The sequence below is a fragment of the Streptomyces sp. NPDC052701 genome, assembly GCF_040678355.1.
GTDB lineage: Bacteria > Actinomycetota > Actinomycetes > Streptomycetales > Streptomycetaceae > Streptomyces.
On record NZ_JBFATO010000002.1, the window covers coordinates 44,418 to 66,373 of the forward strand.

Consider the following 21,956-nt stretch of genomic DNA (forward strand, 5'->3'; position numbering starts at 1 on the left):
ACTCGCACGCCCCGCCGCAACTGCCCCGGAGGAGAAAGAGCATGAGCCGCAGCGACGTCCTGGTCGATGCCGACTGGCTGCAGGACCACCTGGACGACCCGTCCATCGCGATCGTCGAGGTCGACGAGGACACGTCGGCGTACGACAAGAACCACATCAGGAACGCCATCCGGATCGACTGGACCAAGGACCTGCAGGACCCGGTCCGCCGTGACTTCGTCGACCAGGAGGGCTTCGAGAAGCTCCTGTCGGAGAAGGGCATCTCCAACGACCACACCGTGGTCCTCTACGGCGGCAACAACAACTGGTTCGCCGCGTACGCCTACTGGTACTTCAAGCTCTACGGCCACGAGAACGTCAAGCTCCTCGACGGCGGCCGCAAGAAGTGGGAGCTCGACGCCCGCGAGCTGGTTCCCGGCGACGAGGTGCCCGAGCGCCCGAGGACCGAGTACCGGGCCAAGCCGCAGGACACCTCCATCCGCGCCTTCCGCGACGACGTCGTGGCCGCGATCGGCTCGCAGAACCTGGTCGACGTGCGCTCGCCCGACGAGTTCTCCGGCAAGCTGCTGGCCCCGGCCCACCTGCCGCAGGAGCAGTCGCAGCGTCCGGGCCACGTCCCGAGCGCCCGGAACATCCCGTGGTCGAAGAACGCCAACGACGACGGCACGTTCAAGTCCGAGGACGAGCTGAAGAAGCTCTACGAGGAGGAGAACGTCGACCTGTCCAAGGACACCATCGCCTACTGCCGCATCGGCGAGCGCTCCGCGCTGACCTGGTTCGTGCTGCACGAGCTGCTCGGCGTGGAGAACGTCAAGAACTACGACGGCTCCTGGACCGAGTACGGCTCCCTCGTCGGCGTGCCGATCGAGCTCGGCGCAGCCAAGTAGTCCCACCCGACCGACCTTTCCAGACCTCTTCAGGAGTACGACATGTGTGGTGCGAAGGCCGGCGGCCCCGACGCCTCGACGATCAAGCCCGGTGAGACCACCATCCAGGGCCAGGTGACCCGCGACGGTGAGCCGGTGCAGGGCTACGTCCGCCTGCTCGACTCGACCGGCGAGTTCACCGCCGAGGTGCCGACCTCGGCGACCGGACAGTTCCGCTTCTACGCGGCCGAGGGCACCTGGACCGTCCGCGCCCTCGTGCCCGGCGCCACCGCCGACCGCACGGTCGTCGCCCAGCAGGGCGGCCTGGCGGAGGTCGCGATCGCCGTCTGACGGCACGCAACGGCAGAAGGGCCGCACCCCTCGGGTTGGACGCCTGGGGTGCGGCCCTCCTGCGTGCCCGGGGGCACGGATCTACGCTGGAGGCATGTACGCACGGCGGCGTCGCACGTACTTCGCGATGATGGGCGGCTGCATCGTGCTGTTCGTGCTGGCCTGGGGCGTCGTGCGGCTGTGGTCGGTGCCGGTGGCCGTGGGCATGTGCGTGGTGGCCATGGTCCTCCCGCCGCTCGCGGCCGTGGTCGCCAACCGGCGCGGGCCGGAGGACCGGTGGTGGGACGACCCCTCGGGCGATCCCCGGTCCGACGAGTGGTGGGACGAGCTGGACGGCAGGAAGCGCCCGAGGTGAGGGGTGTCGGTCCGGGCGCCGGGGGTACCTGCAGACCGACGAGACCGTCGACGAGGGGGGACCGGGTGAGACTGGCGGCGGTGACCCTGGACGCACCGGACGCGCGCGAACTGGCGGAGTTCTACCTGCGGCTGCTGCCCGGCTGGCGCGTCCGGCGCGGTGAGGAGGAGCCCGACTGGGTGCACATCCGGCCGCCGGACGGCCCCACCGGGCTGGCCTTCCAGAGCGAGCCCGCCTACGTCCCGCCCGTCTGGCCGGGCGAGCCCGGCCGGCAGCAGATGATGATCCACCTGGACATCGAGGTCGACGACGCCGAGGACCTGGAGCGCGAGACCGCGCGGGCCGTCGCCGCGGGCGCCCGGCTCGCCGCGTACCAGCCGCAGCGGGACGTACGGGTGCTGCTGGACCCGGCGGGGCACCCCTTCTGCCTGTACTTCGAGACGCGGCCCGCGGATCAGTAGACGAGCGCCTGCGCGCCGTCCGCCAGGGCCTCCTGAACGAAGACCTGCGCCCCGGCGATCCGCACGCCCTCCAGGACGTCCTTCTCCGTGATCTCGCGGCGCGCCGCGCACTGGGTGCACAGCGTGACGCGGCCGCCCGCCAGGACCGACTCGATCAGGTCGGGCAGCGGGGCGGCGTGCGGCAGCTCGAACTCGGCGGCACGGCCGGGCAGCGCGAACCAGGAGGACTCGCCGGTCAGCCACAGCGAGACCTCCACACCGCTGGCCACGGCCACCGCCGCCACCGTGAACGCCTGCGAGCAGCGTTCGGGAGCGTCGGCCCCCGCCGTCACCTTGATCACGAGCTTCTTCACCATGCCGGAATCGTACGGCCCGGGGCAGGGCGCACCTCACGGGGAACGCCGGGCCCCGGCCGCGTAAGCTGGGGCCCGGCCCCGTGCACCGCACCACCCTCCGCCCACCGAGGAGCACCCCGTGGAACTCTTCTTCGAAATCCTGCTGGTCCTGGTCTGCGTCGGCGTGCTCGCCTTCGCCGGGCTGACCGTGAAGAAGCTGTACCAGGGCCAGCGCTGACCCACCCCTAGGAACTTCTGCTGATGATCGAGATCCCGTCCGACCTCCACAAGGACCTCGTCCCCCTCGCCTTCCTGCTCGGCAACTGGGCGGGCGCGGGCGTGCACGACTTCCCCGGCGCCGAGAAGTGCAACTTCGGTCAGGAGGTCACCTTCACGCACGACGGCCGGGACTTCCTGGAGTACCACTCGCACACCTGGGTCCTCGACAAGGACGGCAACAAGGTCAGGCCGCTGGAGTCCGAGCACGGCTTCTGGCGCGTCGACGCCGACCGCAAGGTCGAGGTGACGATGACCCGCGACGACGGCGTCGTCGAGATCTGGTACGGCGAGCTGGCCGACAAGAAGCCGCAGATCGACCTGGTGACCGACGCGGTGGCGCGCACGGCCGCCTCCCGCCCCTACAGCGGTGGCAAGCGGCTGTACGGCTACGTCAAGAGCGACCTGATGTGGGTCGGCGAGAAGCAGACCCCCGAGGTCGAGCTGCGCCCCTACATGTCGGCGCACCTGAAGAAGGTCGTCACCCCCGAGGAGGTCGAGCGCTGGGCCAAGGCCCTCCCGGACGACCTGCCCGACGACGGGATCGCCTTCTTCAAGTAGGACTCGCCCCTCTCCTCGCTCCACGGGCCGCAGGACTTCCCTGCGGCCCGTGGTGTTGCCGCCGTCGCTTCGCCGGGCAGCAGCGGAGCGGGTGTCGCAGCCCGGACCGACCCCCTCCGGGCAGGCATGACGTGCGGGCCGCCCCGGACGGCCCGGCCGCCGGTCGTGACGACATGCCGCCAGCCGAGCTGACGTTCGAGCGAATGTGTCCCCCTGTGCGTGAGCAGCGATGCCACCCGTATCTGTGAACCCTCCCAGTGGGTTAACAGAATTCATTGCAAGGCAATGCGCTTGATCGTGGCGGGCTGTCCCGCTACGGTGGTGCGTGTCTTCGGGGAGCGGTGCCGAGGCCGCGTGGAGCTGTCCCACCGGCCTGCCCGCATGCACGAAGCCCCGGTCGCAACATCCCTGCGACCGGGGCTTCGAAGGCCGTGCTCTGGGCGGCTTGCTCAGCAGAGGCGGACCCAGGGCGTACGCACCGAATGTAACACGGCACATCCAGGAACGCGGTAGCACGCTGATAAGGCGTGCCTTTCGAGCGCAGGGGGACACCAGTGGGGAACGAACTGCCGGCGTGGTTGCTGAAGGCCTTCTCCAGGCCGCGCATGGCCGTCTACCTGGCGGCGGCGCACGGCGACGCCGCGGTGGCGACGCGCCTGTACTGGTGGAACGTGGCGGTGTCGTCGGCGCTCTACGGCCCCCTGCACTGCCTCGAAGTCACGCTGCGCAACGCCCTGCACGACGAGCTGACGCGATGCCACGGCAGACCGGACTGGTGGGAGAGCGCGCCGCTGAACCGCAACGGCCTCCGGCACATCGCCGAGGCACGCGGGAAGTGCGAGCGGACCGGGACGGTCCCGGCCCCCGTGGACGGCATCGTCGCCGAGCTGACGTTCGGGTTCTGGATCTCCCTGGTGAGCGGTGCGCGGGGGTACGACCGCGGCTTCTGGGTGCCCGCCACGCACAAGGCGTTCCCGTACTACTCCGGGCGGCGCGCCGACCTGCACGACGGCCTGCTGTCACTGGTCCGGCTCCGGAACCGGATCATGCACCACGAGCCGGTCTTCCACCGGCACCTGGCCGCCGACCATGCCAAGATCTACCGCGTCCTTGGCTACCTCAACCCCGACATGGCCAAGGAAGTGCAGGCCATGGACAGGTTCCCGGACGTACTCGCGGGCCGGGCGCACGCCCTGGGCGGTACCCGGCCGCCGCAGTTCTGACGTTCGTTCCGGACCGGGGGACCGAAGAGACATCTCAGGAGACGCTGTGACCGGCTTCGACAGGCGATCTGGTGACGCCGGCGGTGAGGACTTCGCCGACGTGCTGGTCTCCCGGCCCGACATCGCGCGGCTCGCCGGGGTGAAGCGCCCCGCCGTCACCAACTGGGAGCGGCGGCACGCGGACTTCCCCTCGCCCGCGGCCCGGGACGGCGAGCCCGGGGACGCGCCGGGCGCCGGGCTCGAGAAGTTCCGCGCCGGCGAGGTGCTGGCCTGGCTGTCCGGGCGAGCCGTCCCCGCGAACGCCCTGCACCCCGGCGAACCGGCCGGAACGACCTACGGCGACCGGTTCCGGGCGGGACTGACCGGGGGAGCGGCCGGGGGGCTGCTCAGGACGGTGAAGCGGCTCGCGGGGCCGGAGGCGGACCGGTTGCGGGGGCCGATGCCGCTGGACCGCTATCTCGAATGGCTGCTGTTCTTCGTCGTCATCCGGATCCTGGAGCCCGGCGACCTGCCCGGGACCGTGGACAGCCTCACCCGGATGGTGCGCGACTACGACCCGCCGGAGAAGGCGTTCCCCCGCGGCCTGCTGGGCGAGCTGCCCCGCATGCTCGACCGCGTGCCGCCCGGTTCGCCGGAAGAGGCCCGGGAGGCCTTCGACCACGTGCTGGTGCTGTGGCGTGCCGCCTACGCACGCGAGGGCGGCCAGTTCCTCACCCCGCCCTCGGTCACCCGTGTCATGGCCGGAGCCCTCGCCGCGGTCCGGCCCGGCGCGGTGAACGTGCACGATCCGTACGGCCGTACCGGCGAACTCCTCGTCGCCTACCTGGACGCGGTTGCCGAACGGGGCGGCACGCCGCCGCCCCGCCTGAGCGGCAGGGCGCCCGCGGCACGCGAGCGACAGGTGGCGGGGATGAGCCTGCGGGTGCACCACGGGTGCGAGGTGCGCCTGGGAGAGGGGCCCGTCACCCCGGCCCTCGGCCCCGCCGACCCACCCGCCGCCTTCGACCTCGTCCTCACCAATCCGCCCTTCGGCCGCCTCCCCGACGACGTGGCACCGCCCGCCCACTGGACCTACGGGCCGGTCCGTCGAACCGAGTTCGACTGGCTGCAGTACGTCGTCTCGCGACTCGCGCCCGGAGGCCGGGCCGCGGTGCTGATGCCCGCCGGGGCGGCCTTCAACGAAGGCGCCGCCGGGGTGGTCCGGGCCGGGCTGGTCGACGCCGGGGCCGTGGAATGCGTGGTGGCGCTGCCCGCCGGGCTCTTCACGCTCACCGCGGTCAAGACGCACATCTGGTTCCTGCGCGCCCCCGGCGCCCCGGCCCCGCCGGACGACGAGGTGCTGTTCGTGGACGGCGAGGGCCTCGGCCACCGGGTGTCCCGGACCCGGTCGGTCCTGGCGGACGACGACATCGCACGCCTGGTCGGGGAATACGTGTCCTGGCGGGCGGCGAGGACGGACGGAAGGGCCTTCGCCGGGACACCCGGTCTGGGCCGGTCCGTGCCGCTCGGGGACATCGCCGCGCAAGGTCATCGTCTGGACCCCGCACTCCACGTGCGGGCGCCCGCCAGGACGTCGGCCTCCGCCGGCGACCGCGATGAGGTACGGAACCGGCTGGCCGGTCTGGCCGGTGAGATCGAGGCCCTGCACCTGCGGGCCGAGGCGGTGGACGCCGAGGCGGCCCGGCTGCTCAGGAGGTACGGACTGTGACGACGACCGAGGACCCGGTACCGCCGGACGGCTGGCTGCGCCGCCCCCTGGGGGAGTTGTGCGCCTCGATCCAGGCGGGCCCGGGAGGCGGACGCCACGAGGACAGGGGCCGCTCCCTGGCCGACGGCGGGGTACCGGTCGTCCTGCCGCGCGACCTGCACGGCCGGCGGATCGTCCCGGGCGGGGCCGCGGAGGTGCCCGCCGTCTCGTGGGACCGGGCCCGGACCCTGGTGAAGTACGAGCTGGCCGAGGACGACATCCTCCTCACCCGCACGGGCACGGTGGGCCGGTGCGCCCTGGTGACCGAGGACCACGCGGGCTGGCTGTTCCACCCCAACCTGGTCAGGCTCCGCCTCCCGAGGACGGGGCCGGTCCGGCCGGCGTACCTCGCCGCCTACCTGAGCGCGGCGAGCGCCCAGGACTGGATCAGGACGCGGGCGGCCGGGGCGGTCGTCCCGTCCGTGAGCATCCGGACCCTGGGCGAGCTGCCGGTGCTCCTGCCGCCGGACGCCGAGCAGGAGGCGATCGGGGCCGTACTCGCCGCGCTCGACGACAAGATCCGCACCCACACCGAGATCGTCCGGGCGACCCGCGAGTACCGCAGCACGCTCGCCGACGCCCTGACGAGCGGCGTGCTGGCGGCCGGGGCGTGAGGCGGGGCCCTGGCCCTAGACTTGGCAGGGTGGTGAGCACCGACTGGAAGAGCGATCTGCGGCAGCGCGGCTACCGGCTGACCCCGCAGCGGCAACTCGTGCTCGAAGCCGTGGACACCCTTGAGCACGCGACCCCCGACGACATCCTCGGCGAGGTGAGGAAGACGGCGTCGGGGGTCAACATTTCCACCGTCTACCGGACGCTGGAGCTCCTGGAGGAACTCGGGCTGGTCAGCCACGCCCACCTCGGGCACGGTGCCCCCACCTACCACCTCGCCGACCGGCACCACCACATCCACCTGGTGTGCCGGGACTGCACCTCGGTGATCGAGGCCGACCTGTCGGTGGCCGCCGAGTTCACGGCCAAGCTGCGCGAGCAGTTCGGCTTCGACACCGACATGAAGCACTTCGCGATCTTCGGCCGGTGCCGGGACTGTTCGAGCGGGAACTCGAACGGCAAGACTTCAACTACCGAGTCGTAGGCTTGGGGACATGAAGAGCCCTCTGCTGTCCCTGCCCGGCGCCGTGCCCGGCGAAGGCGTGGACGAAGGCGTCGCCGCCCACTACGGCGACCTGTTCCGCGAGCAGCGCGCCCTCGCCGACGGCACCGGTTTCGTCGACCTCTCCCACCGGGGTGTGGTCACCGTCTCCGGCGAGGACCGGCTGGGCTGGCTGCACCTGCTGCTCACCCAGCACGTCAGCGAGCTCCCGGCCGGACAGGCCACCGAGGCGCTGATCCTGTCCGCGCACGGCCACATCGAGCACGCCCTGTACCTGGTGGACGACGGCGGGACGGTCTGGGCGCACGTGGAGCCCGGCACCCAGGAGGCGCTGATCGCGTACCTGGAGTCGATGAAGTTCTTCTACCGGGTCGAGGTCGCCGACCGCACGGCCGACGTCGCCGTCGTGCACCTGCCGGCCGGCTCGATCGCCGAGGTGCCCGAGGACGCCGTCGTCCGCGAGACGCCGTACGGCCGCGACCTGTTCCTGCCGCGCGCCGAGCTGGCGGCGTACGCCGAGAAGGCCGGGCCGCCGGCCGGGCTCCTCGCCCACGAGGCGCTGCGCGTCGAGCGGTGCCGGCCGCGCCTGGGCTTCGAGACCGACCACCGCACCATCCCGCACGAGCTGGGCTGGATCGGCAGCGCGGTGCACCTGCAGAAGGGCTGCTACCGCGGCCAGGAGACCGTCGCCCGCGTCCAGAACCTGGGCAAGCCGCCGCGCCGGCTGGTCTTCCTGCACCTGGACGGCAGCGAGGTCCACCTGCCCCCGCACGGCACGGAGATCCGCCTCGCCGAGGACGGGCCCGACGGCCGCAAGGTCGGGTTCGTCACGACGTCCGTACGCCACCACGAGCTCGGGCCGGTCGCCCTCGCCCTGGTCAAGCGGAACGTGCCGGTGGACGCCCCGCTGCTGGCGGGGGACACCGCGGCGGCCCAGGAAGTCGTCGTCGAGCCCTGAGGTCCCTCGTCCGGATCGGGCCGGACCCCGCGAGCCCGGGCCCGATCCGGACGAGAGAGCCTGGGTGCGCCGTGCTAGACCTCGACGAGCACGGTGAACGGGCCGTCGTTCGTCAGGGACACCCGCATCTGCGCGCCGAAGCGGCCCGTGGCCACCGTCGCGCCCAGGGAGCGCAGCTGCGCGACCACCTCGTCGACGAGCGGCTCGGCCACGTCGCCGGGCGCCGCCGCGTTCCAGGTGGGGCGGCGCCCCTTGCGGGCGTCGCCGTAGAGGGTGAACTGGCTGACGACGAGCAGCGGCGCGTCGACGTCGCTGCACGACCTCTCGTCGCGCAGCACGCGGATCGACCAGAGCTTGCGGGCCAGCTGGGCCGCCTTCTCCTTGGTGTCCTCGTGGGTGACGCCGACGAGGACGCACAGCCCCTCGCCCTCGATCGCCCCCACCGTCTCGCCGTCCACGACGACGCTCGCGCCGTCCACCCTCTGCACCACTGCACGCATACGCCCATCATGCCGAAACGCGCAACAGGGCCCGCAGGATGGTTCGAAAGGGTCCCCGATCGGCCGATTATTGCTCCTTAACCCCCCATCTGGGGTTGATCGTGGGCACTCGCTCCCATAGCACCCACGTGGGGTGGCACGATGCTTCCCACACGCCGGTCGAGGGGACGGTAGGGACACATGAGCACACCGAGTACCGGGCAGCCGCCTGGGGCTGTCTCGTCGGCCCACGCGCGGGCCGGGGACCTGGAGTACCACAGGCCGCCCACCCAGCGCACGGACAGTCCGCCGCTGCCCGAGGAGCGGTCCGGGCACCACCTGGTCGCGCTGAGCCTGACCGAGCTGCGCGCCCTGCGCCGGGAGGCCCAGCGCGACGAGGCCGACCTCAGCTACGTACGGCGGCTGCTGCAGGGGCGCATCGACATCCTGCGCGCGGAGCTGGCGCGGCGCGCGCCGGTCGGCGCGGCCTCCGTGGCCGCACCGGCGGAGGCGTCCGTGGTCGAGCGCCTGCCGGAGATCCTGCGCGACCCCCCCGCCCGGCAGCGCTCCTCGGCCCGCCACGTGACCCTCGGCACCCCGCACGGCGAGGAGTACCGGCGGCTGGCCGCCGAGATGCTCTCCGAGGTGGAGCTGTCCGACCTGGACGCCCGCACGGACCCGGAGCTGAACGCCGCGATGGGGCGGCTGGTGCGCTACGAGCAGCAGGTGTCCCGGCGGCGGCAGCGGCTGCAGCGCACCGCCGACGACTGCAGCGCTGAGATCGCCCGCCGGTACCGGGACGGGGAGGCGCAGGTCGACGACCTGCTCGTGTGACGCCACGGCCCGGCGGGCCCGGGCCGTGTGCCGCGGCGGGCCGCTCGGTGCGAAGGCCCGCGCCCCGCCCGCCCCCGCCCAGCCCCCTCCTCCGCCCCGCCGCCGGCGCGGGCAAAGGGGGCCCGGGCGCCGTCGTGGGGCGGGGTGAAAATCATGCGACACCTGTCCGCCCGGCCCCTAGCGTGACCCCATGACCTCCCCCGCCGACCGCATCGACGTGCACGCCGTCACCGAAGCCGAGTACGCCGACTGGAACCGCGCCCTGAACACCGGCTTCCTGCGCGAGCCCACCGTCACCGAGGACGTCCTCGACGCCCGCCGCAACCAGTTCGTGCCCGGCCGTCTGCTCGGCGCCTTCGACGACGGCCGCTGCGTCGCGACGTTCCGCTCCTTCACGCAGGAGGTGACCGCGGTCGGCGGCGCCTTCGTGCCCGCCGACGCCATCTCCAACGTCACCGTCTCCCCGACCCACCGCCGCCGCGGCCTGCTCACCCGCATGATGGCCCGGGACCTGGCGGCGGCGAAGGAGCGCGGGGACGTCGTGGCGACGCTGATCGCCGCCGAGTACCCGATCTACGGCCGGTACGGCTTCGGCCCCGCCACCTGGACGTCCGAGTGGACGATCGACGTGCCGCGCACCGGTCTCGACCCCCGCTGGGCGGGCCCGGAGGACGGCGGCCGCATCGACCTGGTGGACGGCGAGGACGTCCGCAAGCTCGGCCCCGAGCTGCACGAGCGGCTGCGCCGTGTCCAGCCGGGCGCGGTCAGCCGCAGCGAGCTGTGGTGGAGGATCAACACCGGTGCCGTGCGGTTCGGCCCGGCGTGGACCGAGCCGTTCTACGCCGTGTACCGCTCGGCGGCCGGCGAGGTCGAGGGGCTGGTGTCGTACCAGGCGGACGACAAGTGGGGCGACGCCAAGCAGCCGCTGAACACGGCGACCGTCAACTGGCTGACCGGGGTGACGCCGGCCGCCGAGCGCGCCCTGTGGCGCTACCTGTGCTCGATCGACTGGATCACGCGGGTGAAGAGCGGCTGGCGGGCCCCCGACGACCTGCTGCCGTTCTTCCTGCCGGACGCGCGTGCCGCCAGGATCACCACGCAGGCGGACTGGCTGTGGGTGCGGATCCTGGACGTCGTACGGGCGCTGGAGGCGCGGACGTACGGCGCCGCGGGCTCGCTGGTGCTCGAGGTGGTCGACCGGGACGGGATGGCCGGCGGGCGGTACCGGCTGGAGGCGGCGCAGGACGGGGCGTCCTGTACGCCGACCACCGAGAGCGCGGAACTCGTCCTGGGGGTAGGCGAGTTGGCGGCTTTGTGGCTGGGGGACGAGTCGGCGCTGCGGCTGGCGGCGCTGGGCCGGGCCGGGGAAGAACGAGCGGGCGCCGCCCGTCAGGCCGACGCCCTGCTGCGCACGTCCAGGCGACCGTGGTGCCCGGACCTGTTCTGAGCGCTCCTTTCCGACGACGCTGGGGTGCCGCGTGGTGCTCGTGCGGTGTTCATCCGTAGCGAGCTGTTGAGTTGTGGTTGTTGTTCGGTTGTGGCTGTGCGGTCGATGTTCGGTTGTCGCTGTGCGGTTGTGGCTGTGCCGGCCGGCCGGACTCCCGGCTCCCCTCCGGAAAGGAGCCCGGTCGGCCCGGGGTGTCCAACCTCGGAGAAGTTCGACCATGTTGCTCAAGTTGGCGGCCAACTCAACCTTGCTTATCTCCACTTGGAAGCGGCTCATAACCACCTTGTTCTGAACTGCCCGAAGATGGCGGGAAGTTGTAGTGTTGTGTTCGTGGATCCGGAACACGCCTCCGCCACTGGACGGAAGAGGCCGCAGCCGTCACGCAGGACACACCGCGAGGTGGCCGACGAACTGCGCGCCCGGATCAGGTCCGGGGCGCTGCGGCCGGGTCAGCGCATGCCCACCCAGGCCCAGCTGGCCCGCGAGTTCGGCGTCGAGCGCGGGGCGGTGCGCCAGGCGCTGCGCATCCTGCAGTCGGAGCACCTGCTCACCAACGTCTCCAAGGGGAGCCCGGCGACCGTCGCCCCCGACCCCGCCGGCGTGCCGAGCGGCCCCGCGGCCCGGCCGCTGCCCACCACGGTGGCGCTCGCGCCCCGCATCGCGGCCGCCTTCGCCGCCGAGCACGTCGAGATCGACGCGGTGTGCCTGACCTCGGTCTCCCTCACGCTCGCCATCGGCGAACCGCTGCGCCGGATCCACGCCGGAGAGCTGAAACCGGCCAGGATCGACGTCCGCGTCCTGCTGCCCTCCCGGGACATCGACCTGGCCTTCCCGGTGCCCGTCGCGGGCCGGGGCGGGGACGGCGCGGTCCACCGGCGGTGGCTGGACCAGCGCAACGCCCAGGGCCAGGTCCTGGAGCACAACCTGCTGGCGCTGCGCGCCACGCACGGCATCGACGTGCACGTCTGCTTCCGCGCCCTGCCCTTCACCCCGCCGGTCAAGCTGTACCTGCTCAACGGGGCGGAGGCGCTGTTCGCGTACTACACGCTGACGCGCCGCGAGGAGGAGATCGGCCACGAGCACCTGGAGATGTACGACGCCCAGGGCGTCCGGCAGACGCTATTCCCCTTCTCGCGGGGCGCCGGACCGCGCGACACCACGTTCGTGGAGCAGTCGCACCGGTGGTTCGACGCGCTGTGGGAAACGATCAGTTCGGAGCTGGTGCTCACCGGCTGACGTCCGCCGCGGCGGACGGCCCGGGGGCGCGGCGGCGGCTCACAGGGCGGGCCCCGCCATCAGGAGGGCGAGGACGATCGCGCCGGCGGAGCTGACCGCCGGGCTCTTGGCCTTGACGCCGACGGTGAGCAGGAGCAGGCCGACGATGCCGGCGGCGCCGTACTTCCACTGGACGAGCTGCTCGAAGCCGACGACGAGGACGGCGGGGAGGAGGGCGAGGACGGGCACGGTCTTTCCCCCTTCGGGCTGCTGGACGGGACGGTCGTGGGGGTGGTGCGCCGGAGCCGGAGGTAAAACTTCCGCCAACTCGACCAAGTTGGCAACCAACTCTGACTAAGTTGTCCCCACTTGGCTACCAGTCATAAACAACTTTCGGGCAACTCCCCTTGAGTAGGTCGGAGTTGTAGCGTTTGGCCGTGACCCAGGAGAGCGTGGCAGTGAACGGCAGCAGAAGGTTCTCGCCCCGGGAGATCGCCGACGTCCTGCGGGACCGCATCCGCGCCGGCGAGCTCAGGGCGGGCGAGCGCCTGCCCACCCAGGCCGAACTCGCCGAGGAGTTCGGCGTGGAACGCGGCGCCGTGCGCCAGGCCCTGCGGGCACTGCAGGAGGACGGCCTGCTGACCCACGTCAGCAAGGGCAGCCCGCCGCGGGTCGCCGAGCCGGCTCCGGCGCGGGGAGAACCGCAGCCGACGATGGTCTCGCTGGCGCCGCGGCTGTCGGAGGCGTTCGCGGCCGAGGAGGTCCGTCTCGACGTCGTGTGCCACACCTCCGAGACCCTGATGGTGGCGCTGGGCGAGCCGCTCCGGCTCATCCACGAGGGCCGCATCCGCCCCCGGTCGATCGACTTCCGCGTCCTGGTGCCCTCCCGCGACATCAACCTCGCCTTCCCCGTCCTCGTCGAGGGCGGCGGTGACGACGACCCGGTCCACCGGCGGTGGCTGCAGATGCGCAACGCCCAGCTGCGGGTCCTCCAGCACAACCTGCACGCCGTGCGCGCCACCCACGGCATCGACGTGCGCGTCCGGTTCCGCGCCCTGCCGTTCACGCCGCCGGTCAAGCTGTACCTGCTCAACGGCGGCGAGGCGCTGATCGGGTACTACATGCTCGCCCGGCGCGCGGAGGAGTGGGGCGACCGGACCCTCGACATGTACGACGCCCTGGGCTCCCAGTCGCTGCTCTTCTCCTTCGCGAAGCGGGCGGGCGCCCGCGACGCCGCGTTCGTGGACGAATCCCAGAAGTGGTTCGACGCCCTCTGGGAAACCATCACGACGGACCTGACACTCTCCTAGTGACTTCTGACACGACACAGACCGAGCAGACCGGCCGGACGACCCGGACGACGGCATCGGCGGAGGAAGTGCGAAGACTGCTCGCCCCGGTCCGTCACGTCCTGTGGGACCTGGACGGGCCCATCTGCCGGCTGTTCGCCGGGCACCCGGCGGACGAGGTGGCGCGGGGGCTGGTGAGGCTGATCGACCGGCTGGGGCTCGGCGGGCTCCTGACCGAGGGGGAACGCCTCGACCGCGATCCGCACGGTGTCCTGCTCGGTGTCAGCAGGCGGCGCCCGGACAGCGGCCTGATCGGGGAGCTGGAGGAATGGCTCACCCGGCAGGAGCTGGAGGCCGTACCCGGCGCCTATCCCACGCCGTACGCCGATCCGCTCATCAGGACCTGGTCGGCCCTGGGCGTCGGGTTCGCCGTCACCACCAACAACTCGCCCCGCGCTGCCGCCGCCTACATAGACACCCGGGGCCTCGCCGGATGCTTCCCGTACATCTGCGGGCGCACAGCGGACCTCGACCTGATGAAGCCGCACCCGCACTGCCTGCTCCAGGCGCTCGACGCGATGGGTGCCGATCCGGCGCGGGCACTGATGTTCGGCGACGCCGTGACGGACTTCGAGGCCGCCCAGAAGGCCCGGGTCCCCTTCCTCGGCTACGCGCGCAACCAGAGGAAGGCCGACGCCCTGCTGGAGGCGGGCGTGGCACCGTCGTGCATCGTGGCCTCCCTGGAGACCGTGCTGAAGGCCCTGCGCGGCCGGGCCTGAACCACCGGCGGGACGCTTCGGCCGGCCCGGACCGCCGGCGTCCGCCCTTCGCCCGCGCGAGTGCGGCCGCCGGCCGGCGCGGGGACGCCGGGGCGCCTTCGCGGAGGGCCACCGGGCCCGGTGCTTCGTTCGTACCAGGGTCCCCCCGGCTCCGGTCGTGGGGGGACCCCGCTGCCACTAGGGTGTGCTCATCCTTCCCTGCCGGGAGCGGCCCGCGGGTGCAACTCCGGCTCTCAGGCGTGCTTCCCGGGAGCGACGTGCCGAACGATGAGGTCTACGACGAGTTCGTGCGGACGGCGCGGCTCGGCGGAGCGACGCGCAGCGGCCGTCACCACCACGACCACGTGGTCCGCCTGACCCCGGCCATGGCGCGTCGCCTGGGGCGCCAGCCCGGCACGCGGGTCCTGGTGCGGATTCCCCGACGCGACGCCGTGCCGGCGGTCGTCAGGACCTGGCGCGCGGAGGCGGACCTCCTCAAGGCGCTCGGCGGCGTCCTGCCGCACGTCCCCCGGTACCTGGCCGGCGACGGGGACTCGGCGGTGCTCGGCCACCCGGCGGGCGAGCCGCTGTCCCGCCGGTGTCCCGACGGCAAGCCGGTCGGCGCCCTGGAGATCAGGGCGCTGGCCGAGCTGCTCGCGCGGACCTCGTCGGTGCGCAGGGAGGCGCTGCCACCGCTGCCGGCGGACTGGCCGGGCAACGACAAGGACAGCCAGGGGTTTCTCCGTGCCCTGGCGGGGCTGGCCGACCGGCAGATCCGCCGGCCCGGCTGGGCGGTGTACGGCGGACTGTTCGCGGCCCTGGGCGTTCCCGAGGACGCCCTGGCGCGGCTGGCCGACCGGATCCCCGCGATGGCCCGCCGGCCCTACGGCCTGCTCCACGCGGACCTGCGCCGGGACAACGTGGTCGTGACGGACCACGGCGACCCCCACCTGATCGCCGTGGACTGGGGGTCCGCGACCTACGGCGACCCCCTGTACGACCTGGCCACCCACCTGGTCCGGATGAGGTACCCGGATTTCCAGCGGCAGGAGGTGAGCGACGCCTGGGCCGAAGCCGTGCTGCCGGTCAGACCGGCCGCGGCCAACGGCCTGGCGAAGGACCTCCGCCACTACCTCGCCTTCGAGCGGGCCCAGTCGGTGTACTCCGACGTCGTACGGGCCGCGAGGTCGCTGCAACGGGGGCCGCGCGGCACCGCCCCGGACGAGGAGGGCCTGCACCGGGCCGTCCGGGCCGTGCGCACGGCCCTGCTCCTGGGCGCCGGGCCCCTGGGGCTGCGGACCGTCCCGAGCGCGTCCGAGACCGAGCACGTGCTGTACCGGTGGCAGGCGTCCTGGCGGGAACGGTCCGGCAGGTCCGCCATCGTGTGGAAACGGGACCTGAGACTGCCCGAGCATCCGGTGCTTCCCGACCGGGCGGTCCGCCACGCCCTGGTCGCGGAAGGGGCGGCGCCGGCGGGCCGGGTCTTCCGGGGCACCTCCCACCTGAACACGGTGGTCCACGTGCCGGGCGTCGGCCTGCCGCTGGTGGTGCGGCGCAGGCTGGCGTCCGTCTGCCGCCGCGAACCGCGCTTCCTGAGCGAGCACGCCGTCCTGCGCGCCGTCGAACGGTCCGGGGCGAAGGTGGCGGCCCCACGCGCGCTGGCGCTGGGCAGCAGCCACCCCGACGACCAGTTCGCCGTCCACACCTACGTGGGCCCCCTGGACAGCGACCGGCCCCCGGAGCACCCGGTGCGCGGTCTGCTGCCGCACGAGGCGGACGGTCTGGTGCGGCAGCTGGCGGAACTGACCCGGGTCGACTGCGGCGCGCTGGACCCCGCCTTCCCCTTCTTCGGCCCGGACCCCTCGGCCGGCGACTCCGGTTTCTGCCCGTGGCTCGTCCGCCAGCTCGTCCGCATGGTCGCCGAACTGCCCGGGCAGTCCCAGCAGCTGGCCAGGTCCGTGGGGCTGCCCGACGCGACGCGGCTCCAGGAGATCCTCGCCCGGCACCGGGTGACGCCCCGCAGGCCGGCGCTGCTGCACGGCGACCTCAACCCGTGGAACCTGGTGCGCCGGCCGGACGCGTTCGCCCTCACCATCATCGACTGGGAGATGGCGATGGTCGGCGACCCGCTGTACGACCTGGTCCGGCACATGCACCTCACCCCCACGCGGCCCGAGATCCGCGAGCGGCTGTTCCGCACCTGGGAGGCCGCCCTGCCCGCCGAGTACACCCGGGACTGGCGGCGGGACTGGCGCGTCTACCGCCGGATCGAGATCGTCCGCTCCGCCTACGTGGACCTGGACCGCTTCGCCACCGGCACGGGCCTGGACACCCCGAACGTCCGGCGGGCACTGGAGTCGTACGGGATGACGCTGGCCGCGGCCCTCGCGGCCCTGGGCCTGAGGGCCGGGCCGCTGGCCGGCACCTCCCTCGCCCCGGCGCCGCCCCGCGGGGAGCGCCCTGCGTAGGCTCCCCTCCATGAGCGACACCGGCCTGCGCGAGCGCAAGAAGCGGCGGATGTACCGGGTGCTGTCGGACACCGCGATCCGGCTCTTCGTGGAGAGGGGCTTCGACGCCGTGTCCGTCGCCGAGGTGGCCGCCGCGGCCGAGGTCTCCAAGCCGACGCTGTTCCGGTACTTCCCGGCCAAGGAGGACCTGGTCCTGTACCGGATCGCCGATCACCAGGAGGAGGCCGCGCGCGTGGTGGCGCAGGGGCCGACGCCGGCCGAGGCGCTGCGGCGGCACTTCCTGGCCGGGCTGGAGCGGGGGGATCCGGTCACCGGGCTGAACGACGACCCCGAGGTGCTCGCCTTCCACCGGCTGCTGTACGGGACGCCGGCGCTGGTCGCGCGGCTGTACGGGCACCTGGAGCGGTCCGAGGAGGCGCTTGCGCGGGCCCTGGGCGGCGACCTGGAGGCACGGCTCGCCGCCGGGCAGGTCGTCGCCGTCCAGCGGGTGCTGGCGCAGGAGAACTGGCGGCGGATCGCGGCGGGGGAGCGGGCGGCGGACCTCCGGGCGGAGGCGGTGGCCGCGGCGGAGCGGGCCTTCGAGCTGCTGGCGGGAGGGGTGCGGCGCCTGGTCCAGCCGTCCTCCACGGCACCCGCACCCGTAACCGAGTAAAAAATTTAACTCGGTTACGTTATTTCGGTACGCTCGGTGGAATGAAGCCATCCGACCCTGCCCTGGAACAAGCCCTCGTCCGCGAACGCGCCCACCACGACCGCTGCCGCGCCGCCCTCGCCGCGATGGCCGACGGCGCCCGGGAACACGTCGTCACCGGCGAGGACGTCTCCGCCTCCGGAGCCGACGCCGAAGTCCTCGGGTACCGGCTGCGCAGCCGGGCCAGAACACTGCGGGAACTGCCGGAGGGGCCCCTGTTCTTCGGGCGGCTGGACTTCGGCGGGGACGCGGGCGACCACTCCGGACAGCGCTACCACGTCGGACGGCTGCGGATCACCGAGCACCCGGCCGCCCCGCCCCTGGTCGTCGACTGGCGGGCGCCCGTCTCCCGCGCCTTCTACCAGGCCTCCGCCCGCGACCCGCAGGGCGTGGCCGTGCGCCGCCGGTTCGGCTGGGCGCCCGGCAGCCGGGGGGACTCCGCCGACCTGACCGGGCTGGAGGACGAGCACCTCGGCCGGGGCGAGTCACGGGCCGGCGACATCGTGGCCCGGGAGATCGAGCGGCCGCGGGTCGGGCCCATGCGGGACATCGCCGCGACCATCCAGCCCGAGCAGGACGACCTGGTGCGCGAGGACCTGGGCGTGTCCGTGTGCGTGCAGGGGGCGCCGGGCACCGGCAAGACGGCCGTCGGACTGCACCGGGCGGCCTACCTGCTCTACACCCACCCGCAGCGCATCCGGCGCGGCGGCCTGCTGATCCTCGGTCCCAACCGCACCTTCCTGTCGTACATCTCCGAGGTGCTGCCCGCCCTCGGGGAGACGGGGGTCCGGCAGTCGACCCTCGCGGAGGAGATCGCCCGGCACCCGGTCACCGGGGCCGACGACGAGCGGGCCGCCGTCGTCAAGCACGACGCCCGCACGGCCGAGGTGCTGCGCCGCGCGCTGTACGCGCGCGTGCGGGCCGACGGCGCCGGCTCCCTCACCGTGCCGGACGGGTCCTACCGCTGGCGGGTGGAGGCCGGGGAACTGGCGCGGATCGTGGCGGACGTGCGGTCCGAGGAGCCGCTCTACGGGGTCGGGCGGGAACGGGTGCGCAGCCGGATCGTGCGGTGCCTGCGCGAGCAGGCCGAGCGGCGGGGCGGGCCGCGCACCGGCGCCTGGGTGCGCCGCATCGAACGGGCCCGGCCGCTGACCGCGTACCTCGACGCCGTGTGGCCCCGGGTGCGGCCCGAGGAGGTCGTGGCCGGACTGCTCGGTGACGGGGCCGCCCTGGCCGCCGCGGCCGAGGGGCTGCTGGACCCCGACGAGCAGCGGGCGCTGCTGTGGGCGAGGCCGCCCCGGTCGTGGAGGTCGGCTCGCTGGTCGCCGGCCGACCTGGTCCTCCTCGACGAGGTCGCCGGGCTCGTCGAGCACCCGGACGGCTACGGCCACATCGTCGTCGACGAGGCGCAGGACCTCTCCCCGATGGAGTGCCGGGCCATCGCCCGCCGGTCCCCCTCCGGCTCGCTCACGGTGCTCGGCGACCTGGCGCAGGGGACCACGCCCTGGGCGGCGCGGTCGTGGGAGACGGTCCTGGCGCACCTGGGCCGGCCGGACGCGAAGGTGGTGCCGCTGACCACGGGTTTCCGGGTGCCGCGGCAGGTCGTCTCGCTGGCCAACCGGCTGCTGGGGCAGCTGGACGTCGACGTCCCGGCGGCCCGCTCCCTGCGCGAGGACGGCGAGCTGCGCATCCGGCGGACGGCCCCCGGCGAGGTGCTCGGCGCGGTCGTGGACGCCGTGCGCGACGCCCTGGCCCGGGAGGGCTCCGTCGGGGTCGTCACGGCGGACGCGGACGCGCCCCGGGTACGGGACGCGCTCACCGCCGCCGGGCTGCCCGCGGCGGGCCCCGAGGACCTGGGCGCGCGGGTGGCCGTGGTGCCGGCGCGGGCCGTCAAAGGACTGGAGTACGACCATGTCGTCGCCGTCGAGCCGGCCGCGATCGCGCAGGCGGAGGAACGCGGGCTGCACCGGCTGTACGTGGTGCTGACCCGGGCGGTGTCGCGGCTGGACGTCGTGGCGGCAAGGCCCCTGCCGTTCCGGACGCCGCAGGGGTGAGCGGTCCCGGTCCCGGGGGCCCGGCCCCGGGACCCCGGTTCGGGTTCCGGAGGGTGCTCAGCGCCGCCCGATGACCTCGGCGATCCGGACGAACCCGTCCGTCCCGTGGCCCAGGCCGATCGTGCGGCGGGCCATGCCCTCGGCCGCGCGCATCACACCGGCGTCGATGCCGTGCGCCTCGGAGACCTGGACGACGTGGGCCATGGACGACGCCGCCGAGGTGAGCGGGTTGTCCTCGCCGGAGAAGGTGCCGGCGTCGGCCTGCCGGGCGGCCTCCTCGAAGATCGGCGGCAGGATCGCGCCGATGCCCCGGGCGAAGGGCGCCAGTTCCCCGGCGGTGATGCCCTCGGCCCGCGCGACCGCCAGGGCGTGCGCGTAGCCCGCCATCGCCGTCCAGAAGATGTCGAGCAGGGCGATGTCGTAGGCGGCGGCCCGGCCGATCTCCTCGCCGAGGTGGGTGTGGGTGCCGCCCAGGGCGCGCCGCACGGGCTCCAGTTCCCGGTGGAGGTCCTCCGGTCCGCTGTGCAGGAACACCGCGTCGGCCGTGCCGACGGTGGCCGCCGGCGTCATGATCGCGCCGTCCAGGTAGCGCACACCGTGCGCGGCGGCCCACCCGGCCGTGTCCCGGGCCCGGTCCGGCGTGTCGGCGGTCAGGTTCAGGACCGTGCGGCCCTTGAGGGCGGCGGTGACGTCGCCCCGCCGCAGCACGGCGTCCACGGCGTCGTGGTTCACCACGCAGACGACGACCACCTCGCCCGCGGCGACCGCCTCCGCCGCGGACCGGGCGCCCGCCGCCCCTCGGTCGAGGAGTTCGCGGTCCCGCCCCGGTGTGCGGTTCCAGACCGTGGTCGGCAGCCCGGCGTCGAGCAGGGCGCCGGCCAGCGCGCGGCCCATGGGGCCGAGCCCGAGGACGGTGACGGCGGGGCCGGAATGCCCGGAGGGCGGATTCGTGCTGAACGTGGACACGCGACAACTCCTTGGGAAGAGACGGCGATGGATCACGGAAGGGGTGACGATGACGCGTCGGCGCCAGGACCCTGACGTCTGCGGGGTGACCGCCGCGATCGCGGTGATCGACGGCAAGTGGAAGACGAGCCTGCTGTGGCTGCTGGAGTCCGGCCCGCACCGGCCGGGGCAGCTGCGCCGGCGGCTGCCGGGCCTCACCGAGAAGGTGCTGACCGGGGCACTGCGGGAGATGGAGGCGGACGGACTGGTGCACCGCGAGGTGTACGACGTCCTGCCGCCGAAGACGGTCTACTCCCTGACCCCCTTCGGCCGTGACCTCGCCGAGGCGCTGGCCCCCCTGTCCGACTGGGGCCACCGCCGCCTGGAGAAACTGACCGGGACCGGGAACGAGACCGGGATCGGGAACGAGACCGGGACCGGGAACGAGACCGGGAACGGGAGCAAGGCCGAGACCGAGATTGGGGACGTTGCCGAGACCGGGAACGTTGCCGGGACCGGGATCGTGGCCGTGCCCGCGGCCTCCCGGCCCGCCTCCTGAAGCTCACCTCCGTTCCTTGCCCGGTGCCTCACCGGCCGCCCGCAACCAGGTTCGCCGGGCGGCCGCGCGCTGCCAAGTACCCACAAAAAAGTGGGTGTCCGGGCGGCGGGGAGGGGGCCGCGCCGGCCGGGACGCGGCCTCGCGGTATCACGCCCCGGGCCGGCGGGCGACGAAGACGAACTCCCGGCCCGGCCGGTCGGGGGCGTCGCGCACGCCCTCGACGGCGTACCCCTGCGCGACCAGGTCCGCCTCCACCTCCTCCCGCTCGCGGAACCGCAGGGTCGAGTCCGAGGTCAGCGTCCGCCCGTCCGCGGCGAACACGTACGTCCAGCGGAACGACACCAGGGGACCGTCGACCTCGACCAGGTCCACCCAGCTCTCCACCGGGCCGGTGCCGGCGACCTCCGTGACCCGGTGGGAGGCGTCGCGGTGCCACTCCTCCCAGGCGCGCCGGGCGGGAACCCTGGTCTCGAAGACCAGACGGCCGCCCGGGCGCAGCGCCTCGTAGGCCCCCCTCAGGGTCGCCCGCCAGGCCTCGGGGGCGACGATCTCCTGGGCGACGTTCGCGGTCATGGTCGCCAGGTCGGTCCGCAGCGGCGGGAGCGCCGTCGCGTCACCGTGGATCCAGCGCACCCGGTCGCCGCCCGGCTTGGCCCGGGCCACCGCGAGGGACGCGCCCGCGGGATCGACCCCGACGACCTCGATCCCGCGGGCGGCCAGCAGCAGCGCGAACACCCCCGTGCCGCAGCCGATGTCCAGCACCCGGCGCGCCCCGAACTCCTCGGCGATCCCCAGGTAGGCGTCCAGGTCGCGGCGGTCGGGGTCGAGGAGGTCGTAGAGCGCGGCGAGGCGCGGGTGGCGGAACTCTTCCTGGGCCATACGGCGACGCTAGCCGGGCGGCACCGCCCGCGTCCGCCCCGGGCTCCCGGCGCGGTGGCCGCGCGCCCGGCGCCCGGCACCGGCCGGGGAG

23 protein-coding genes and 1 pseudogene are annotated in these 21,956 nt (G+C 73.6%); 19 read left to right on the forward strand and 5 right to left on the reverse strand.

The genetic code is table 11. The features are described from left to right. The first annotated feature begins 41 nt into the window (after positions 1 to 41). From AB0L29_RS03230 to AB0L29_RS03245, 4 genes are all read left to right on the forward strand, one after another. The gene (locus AB0L29_RS03230) at positions 42 to 887 is read left to right on the forward strand and encodes a sulfurtransferase (RefSeq protein ID WP_365822774.1); all 846 of its coding nucleotides are present in this window, start codon (positions 42 to 44) and stop codon (positions 885 to 887) included. 42 nt (positions 888 to 929) lie between these two features. Further along, entirely contained in the window at positions 930 to 1,217 is a 288-nt protein-coding gene (locus AB0L29_RS03235) for a DUF1416 domain-containing protein (RefSeq protein WP_187825660.1), read from the forward strand. A 94-nt stretch (positions 1,218 to 1,311) separates the two neighbouring features. Beyond that, entirely contained in the window at positions 1,312 to 1,572 is a 261-nt protein-coding gene (locus AB0L29_RS03240) for a DUF3099 domain-containing protein (protein ID WP_365822776.1), read from the forward strand. Between the two features lie 80 nt (positions 1,573 to 1,652). Further along, positions 1,653 to 2,033, forward strand: a complete 381-nt coding sequence (locus tag AB0L29_RS03245; protein WP_365822778.1) for a VOC family protein — start codon at positions 1,653 to 1,655, stop codon at positions 2,031 to 2,033. Here AB0L29_RS03245 and AB0L29_RS03250 read toward each other — a convergent pair. Next, complete coding sequence (locus tag AB0L29_RS03250; RefSeq protein ID WP_365822780.1) at positions 2,027 to 2,389, reverse strand: DsrE family protein; 363 nt, start codon at positions 2,387 to 2,389, stop codon at positions 2,027 to 2,029. The two genes, AB0L29_RS03245 and AB0L29_RS03250, sit on opposite strands and share 7 nt — an antisense overlap. A gap of 240 nt (positions 2,390 to 2,629) precedes the next feature. Here AB0L29_RS03250 and AB0L29_RS03255 point away from each other — a divergent pair, with 240 nt between their 5' ends. From AB0L29_RS03255 to AB0L29_RS03280, 6 genes are all read left to right on the forward strand, one after another. Further along, positions 2,630 to 3,205 (forward strand): FABP family protein, encoded by a 576-nt coding sequence (locus tag AB0L29_RS03255; RefSeq protein ID WP_365822782.1) that lies wholly within the window; start codon positions 2,630 to 2,632, stop codon positions 3,203 to 3,205. Between the two features lie 554 nt (positions 3,206 to 3,759). Continuing rightward, entirely contained in the window at positions 3,760 to 4,428 is a 669-nt protein-coding gene (locus AB0L29_RS03260) for a hypothetical protein (protein ID WP_365822784.1), read from the forward strand. 46 nt (positions 4,429 to 4,474) lie between these two features. Next, positions 4,475 to 6,136 (forward strand): N-6 DNA methylase, encoded by a 1,662-nt coding sequence (locus AB0L29_RS03265; RefSeq protein WP_365822786.1) that lies wholly within the window; start codon positions 4,475 to 4,477, stop codon positions 6,134 to 6,136. Further along, on the forward strand, positions 6,133 to 6,789 hold the full coding sequence (locus AB0L29_RS03270) for a restriction endonuclease subunit S (RefSeq protein WP_365822788.1): 657 nt from the start codon (positions 6,133 to 6,135) through the stop codon (positions 6,787 to 6,789). Before AB0L29_RS03265 ends, AB0L29_RS03270 begins: the two co-directional genes overlap by 4 nt. A gap of 29 nt (positions 6,790 to 6,818) precedes the next feature. Beyond that, the gene (locus tag AB0L29_RS03275; RefSeq protein WP_365822790.1) at positions 6,819 to 7,271 is read left to right on the forward strand and encodes a transcriptional repressor; all 453 of its coding nucleotides are present in this window, start codon (positions 6,819 to 6,821) and stop codon (positions 7,269 to 7,271) included. A gap of 10 nt (positions 7,272 to 7,281) precedes the next feature. After that, positions 7,282 to 8,247 carry a folate-binding protein gene (locus tag AB0L29_RS03280; RefSeq protein WP_365822791.1) on the forward strand — a complete coding sequence of 322 codons (966 nt, stop codon included), beginning with the start codon at positions 7,282 to 7,284 and terminating at the stop codon, positions 8,245 to 8,247. A 74-nt stretch (positions 8,248 to 8,321) separates the two neighbouring features. Here AB0L29_RS03280 and dtd read toward each other — a convergent pair whose 3' ends face one another. Further along, positions 8,322 to 8,747 carry a D-aminoacyl-tRNA deacylase gene (dtd, locus tag AB0L29_RS03285; protein WP_365822793.1) on the reverse strand — a complete coding sequence of 142 codons (426 nt, stop codon included), beginning with the start codon at positions 8,745 to 8,747 and terminating at the stop codon, positions 8,322 to 8,324. Between the two features lie 180 nt (positions 8,748 to 8,927). Between dtd and AB0L29_RS03290 the strand changes: the two genes are divergently transcribed. From AB0L29_RS03290 to AB0L29_RS03300, 3 genes are all read left to right on the forward strand, one after another. Then, positions 8,928 to 9,560 carry an aerial mycelium formation protein gene (locus AB0L29_RS03290; RefSeq protein ID WP_365822795.1) on the forward strand — a complete coding sequence of 211 codons (633 nt, stop codon included), beginning with the start codon at positions 8,928 to 8,930 and terminating at the stop codon, positions 9,558 to 9,560. 190 nt (positions 9,561 to 9,750) lie between these two features. Continuing rightward, on the forward strand, positions 9,751 to 11,007 hold the full coding sequence (locus tag AB0L29_RS03295) for a GNAT family N-acetyltransferase (RefSeq protein WP_365822797.1): 1,257 nt from the start codon (positions 9,751 to 9,753) through the stop codon (positions 11,005 to 11,007). A 303-nt stretch (positions 11,008 to 11,310) separates the two neighbouring features. After that, positions 11,311 to 12,243, forward strand: coding sequence for a GntR family transcriptional regulator (locus tag AB0L29_RS03300; protein ID WP_365822799.1), 933 nt, complete (start codon positions 11,311 to 11,313; stop codon positions 12,241 to 12,243). 39 nt (positions 12,244 to 12,282) lie between these two features. Here the strand turns inward: AB0L29_RS03300 and AB0L29_RS03305 are convergent, their stop codons facing one another. Continuing rightward, positions 12,283 to 12,471, reverse strand: coding sequence for a hypothetical protein (locus AB0L29_RS03305; protein WP_365822801.1), 189 nt, complete (start codon positions 12,469 to 12,471; stop codon positions 12,283 to 12,285). Between the two features lie 209 nt (positions 12,472 to 12,680). Between AB0L29_RS03305 and AB0L29_RS03310 the strand changes: the two genes are divergently transcribed. The 5 genes from AB0L29_RS03310 (at position 12,681) to AB0L29_RS03330 (ending at position 19,482) form a co-directional block, all read left to right on the forward strand. Then, a complete protein-coding gene (locus AB0L29_RS03310; RefSeq protein WP_365823413.1) occupies positions 12,681 to 13,532 on the forward strand; it encodes a GntR family transcriptional regulator in 852 nt (283 codons plus the stop codon). Then, positions 13,532 to 14,290 (forward strand): HAD family hydrolase, encoded by a 759-nt coding sequence (locus tag AB0L29_RS03315; RefSeq protein ID WP_365822803.1) that lies wholly within the window; start codon positions 13,532 to 13,534, stop codon positions 14,288 to 14,290. Before AB0L29_RS03310 ends, AB0L29_RS03315 begins: the two co-directional genes overlap by 1 nt. A gap of 257 nt (positions 14,291 to 14,547) precedes the next feature. Next, positions 14,548 to 16,737, forward strand: coding sequence for an aminoglycoside phosphotransferase family protein (locus AB0L29_RS03320; protein WP_365822805.1), 2,190 nt, complete (start codon positions 14,548 to 14,550; stop codon positions 16,735 to 16,737). A gap of 10 nt (positions 16,738 to 16,747) precedes the next feature. Beyond that, positions 16,748 to 17,389 carry a TetR family transcriptional regulator gene (locus AB0L29_RS03325; RefSeq protein WP_365822807.1) on the forward strand — a complete coding sequence of 214 codons (642 nt, stop codon included), beginning with the start codon at positions 16,748 to 16,750 and terminating at the stop codon, positions 17,387 to 17,389. 41 nt (positions 17,390 to 17,430) lie between these two features. Next, the gene (locus AB0L29_RS03330; RefSeq protein ID WP_365822809.1) at positions 17,431 to 19,482 is read left to right on the forward strand and encodes an AAA family ATPase; all 2,052 of its coding nucleotides are present in this window, start codon (positions 17,431 to 17,433) and stop codon (positions 19,480 to 19,482) included. Positions 19,483 to 19,539: 57 nt separating this feature from the next. Here AB0L29_RS03330 and AB0L29_RS03335 read toward each other — a convergent pair whose 3' ends face one another. Beyond that, the gene (locus AB0L29_RS03335) at positions 19,540 to 20,448 is read right to left on the reverse strand and encodes an NAD(P)-binding domain-containing protein (RefSeq protein WP_365822811.1); all 909 of its coding nucleotides are present in this window, start codon (positions 20,446 to 20,448) and stop codon (positions 19,540 to 19,542) included. A 49-nt stretch (positions 20,449 to 20,497) separates the two neighbouring features. On the opposite strand from AB0L29_RS03335, the pseudogene AB0L29_RS03340 reads away from it, so the two are divergent. Next, a pseudogene (locus tag AB0L29_RS03340) lies at positions 20,498 to 20,824 on the forward strand (helix-turn-helix domain-containing protein); the annotation flags it as partial. Between the two features lie 309 nt (positions 20,825 to 21,133). Here the strand turns inward: AB0L29_RS03340 and AB0L29_RS03345 are convergent. Continuing rightward, a complete protein-coding gene (locus tag AB0L29_RS03345; protein ID WP_365822813.1) occupies positions 21,134 to 21,865 on the reverse strand; it encodes a class I SAM-dependent methyltransferase in 732 nt (243 codons plus the stop codon). Positions 21,866 to 21,956: the final 91 nt, after the last annotated feature.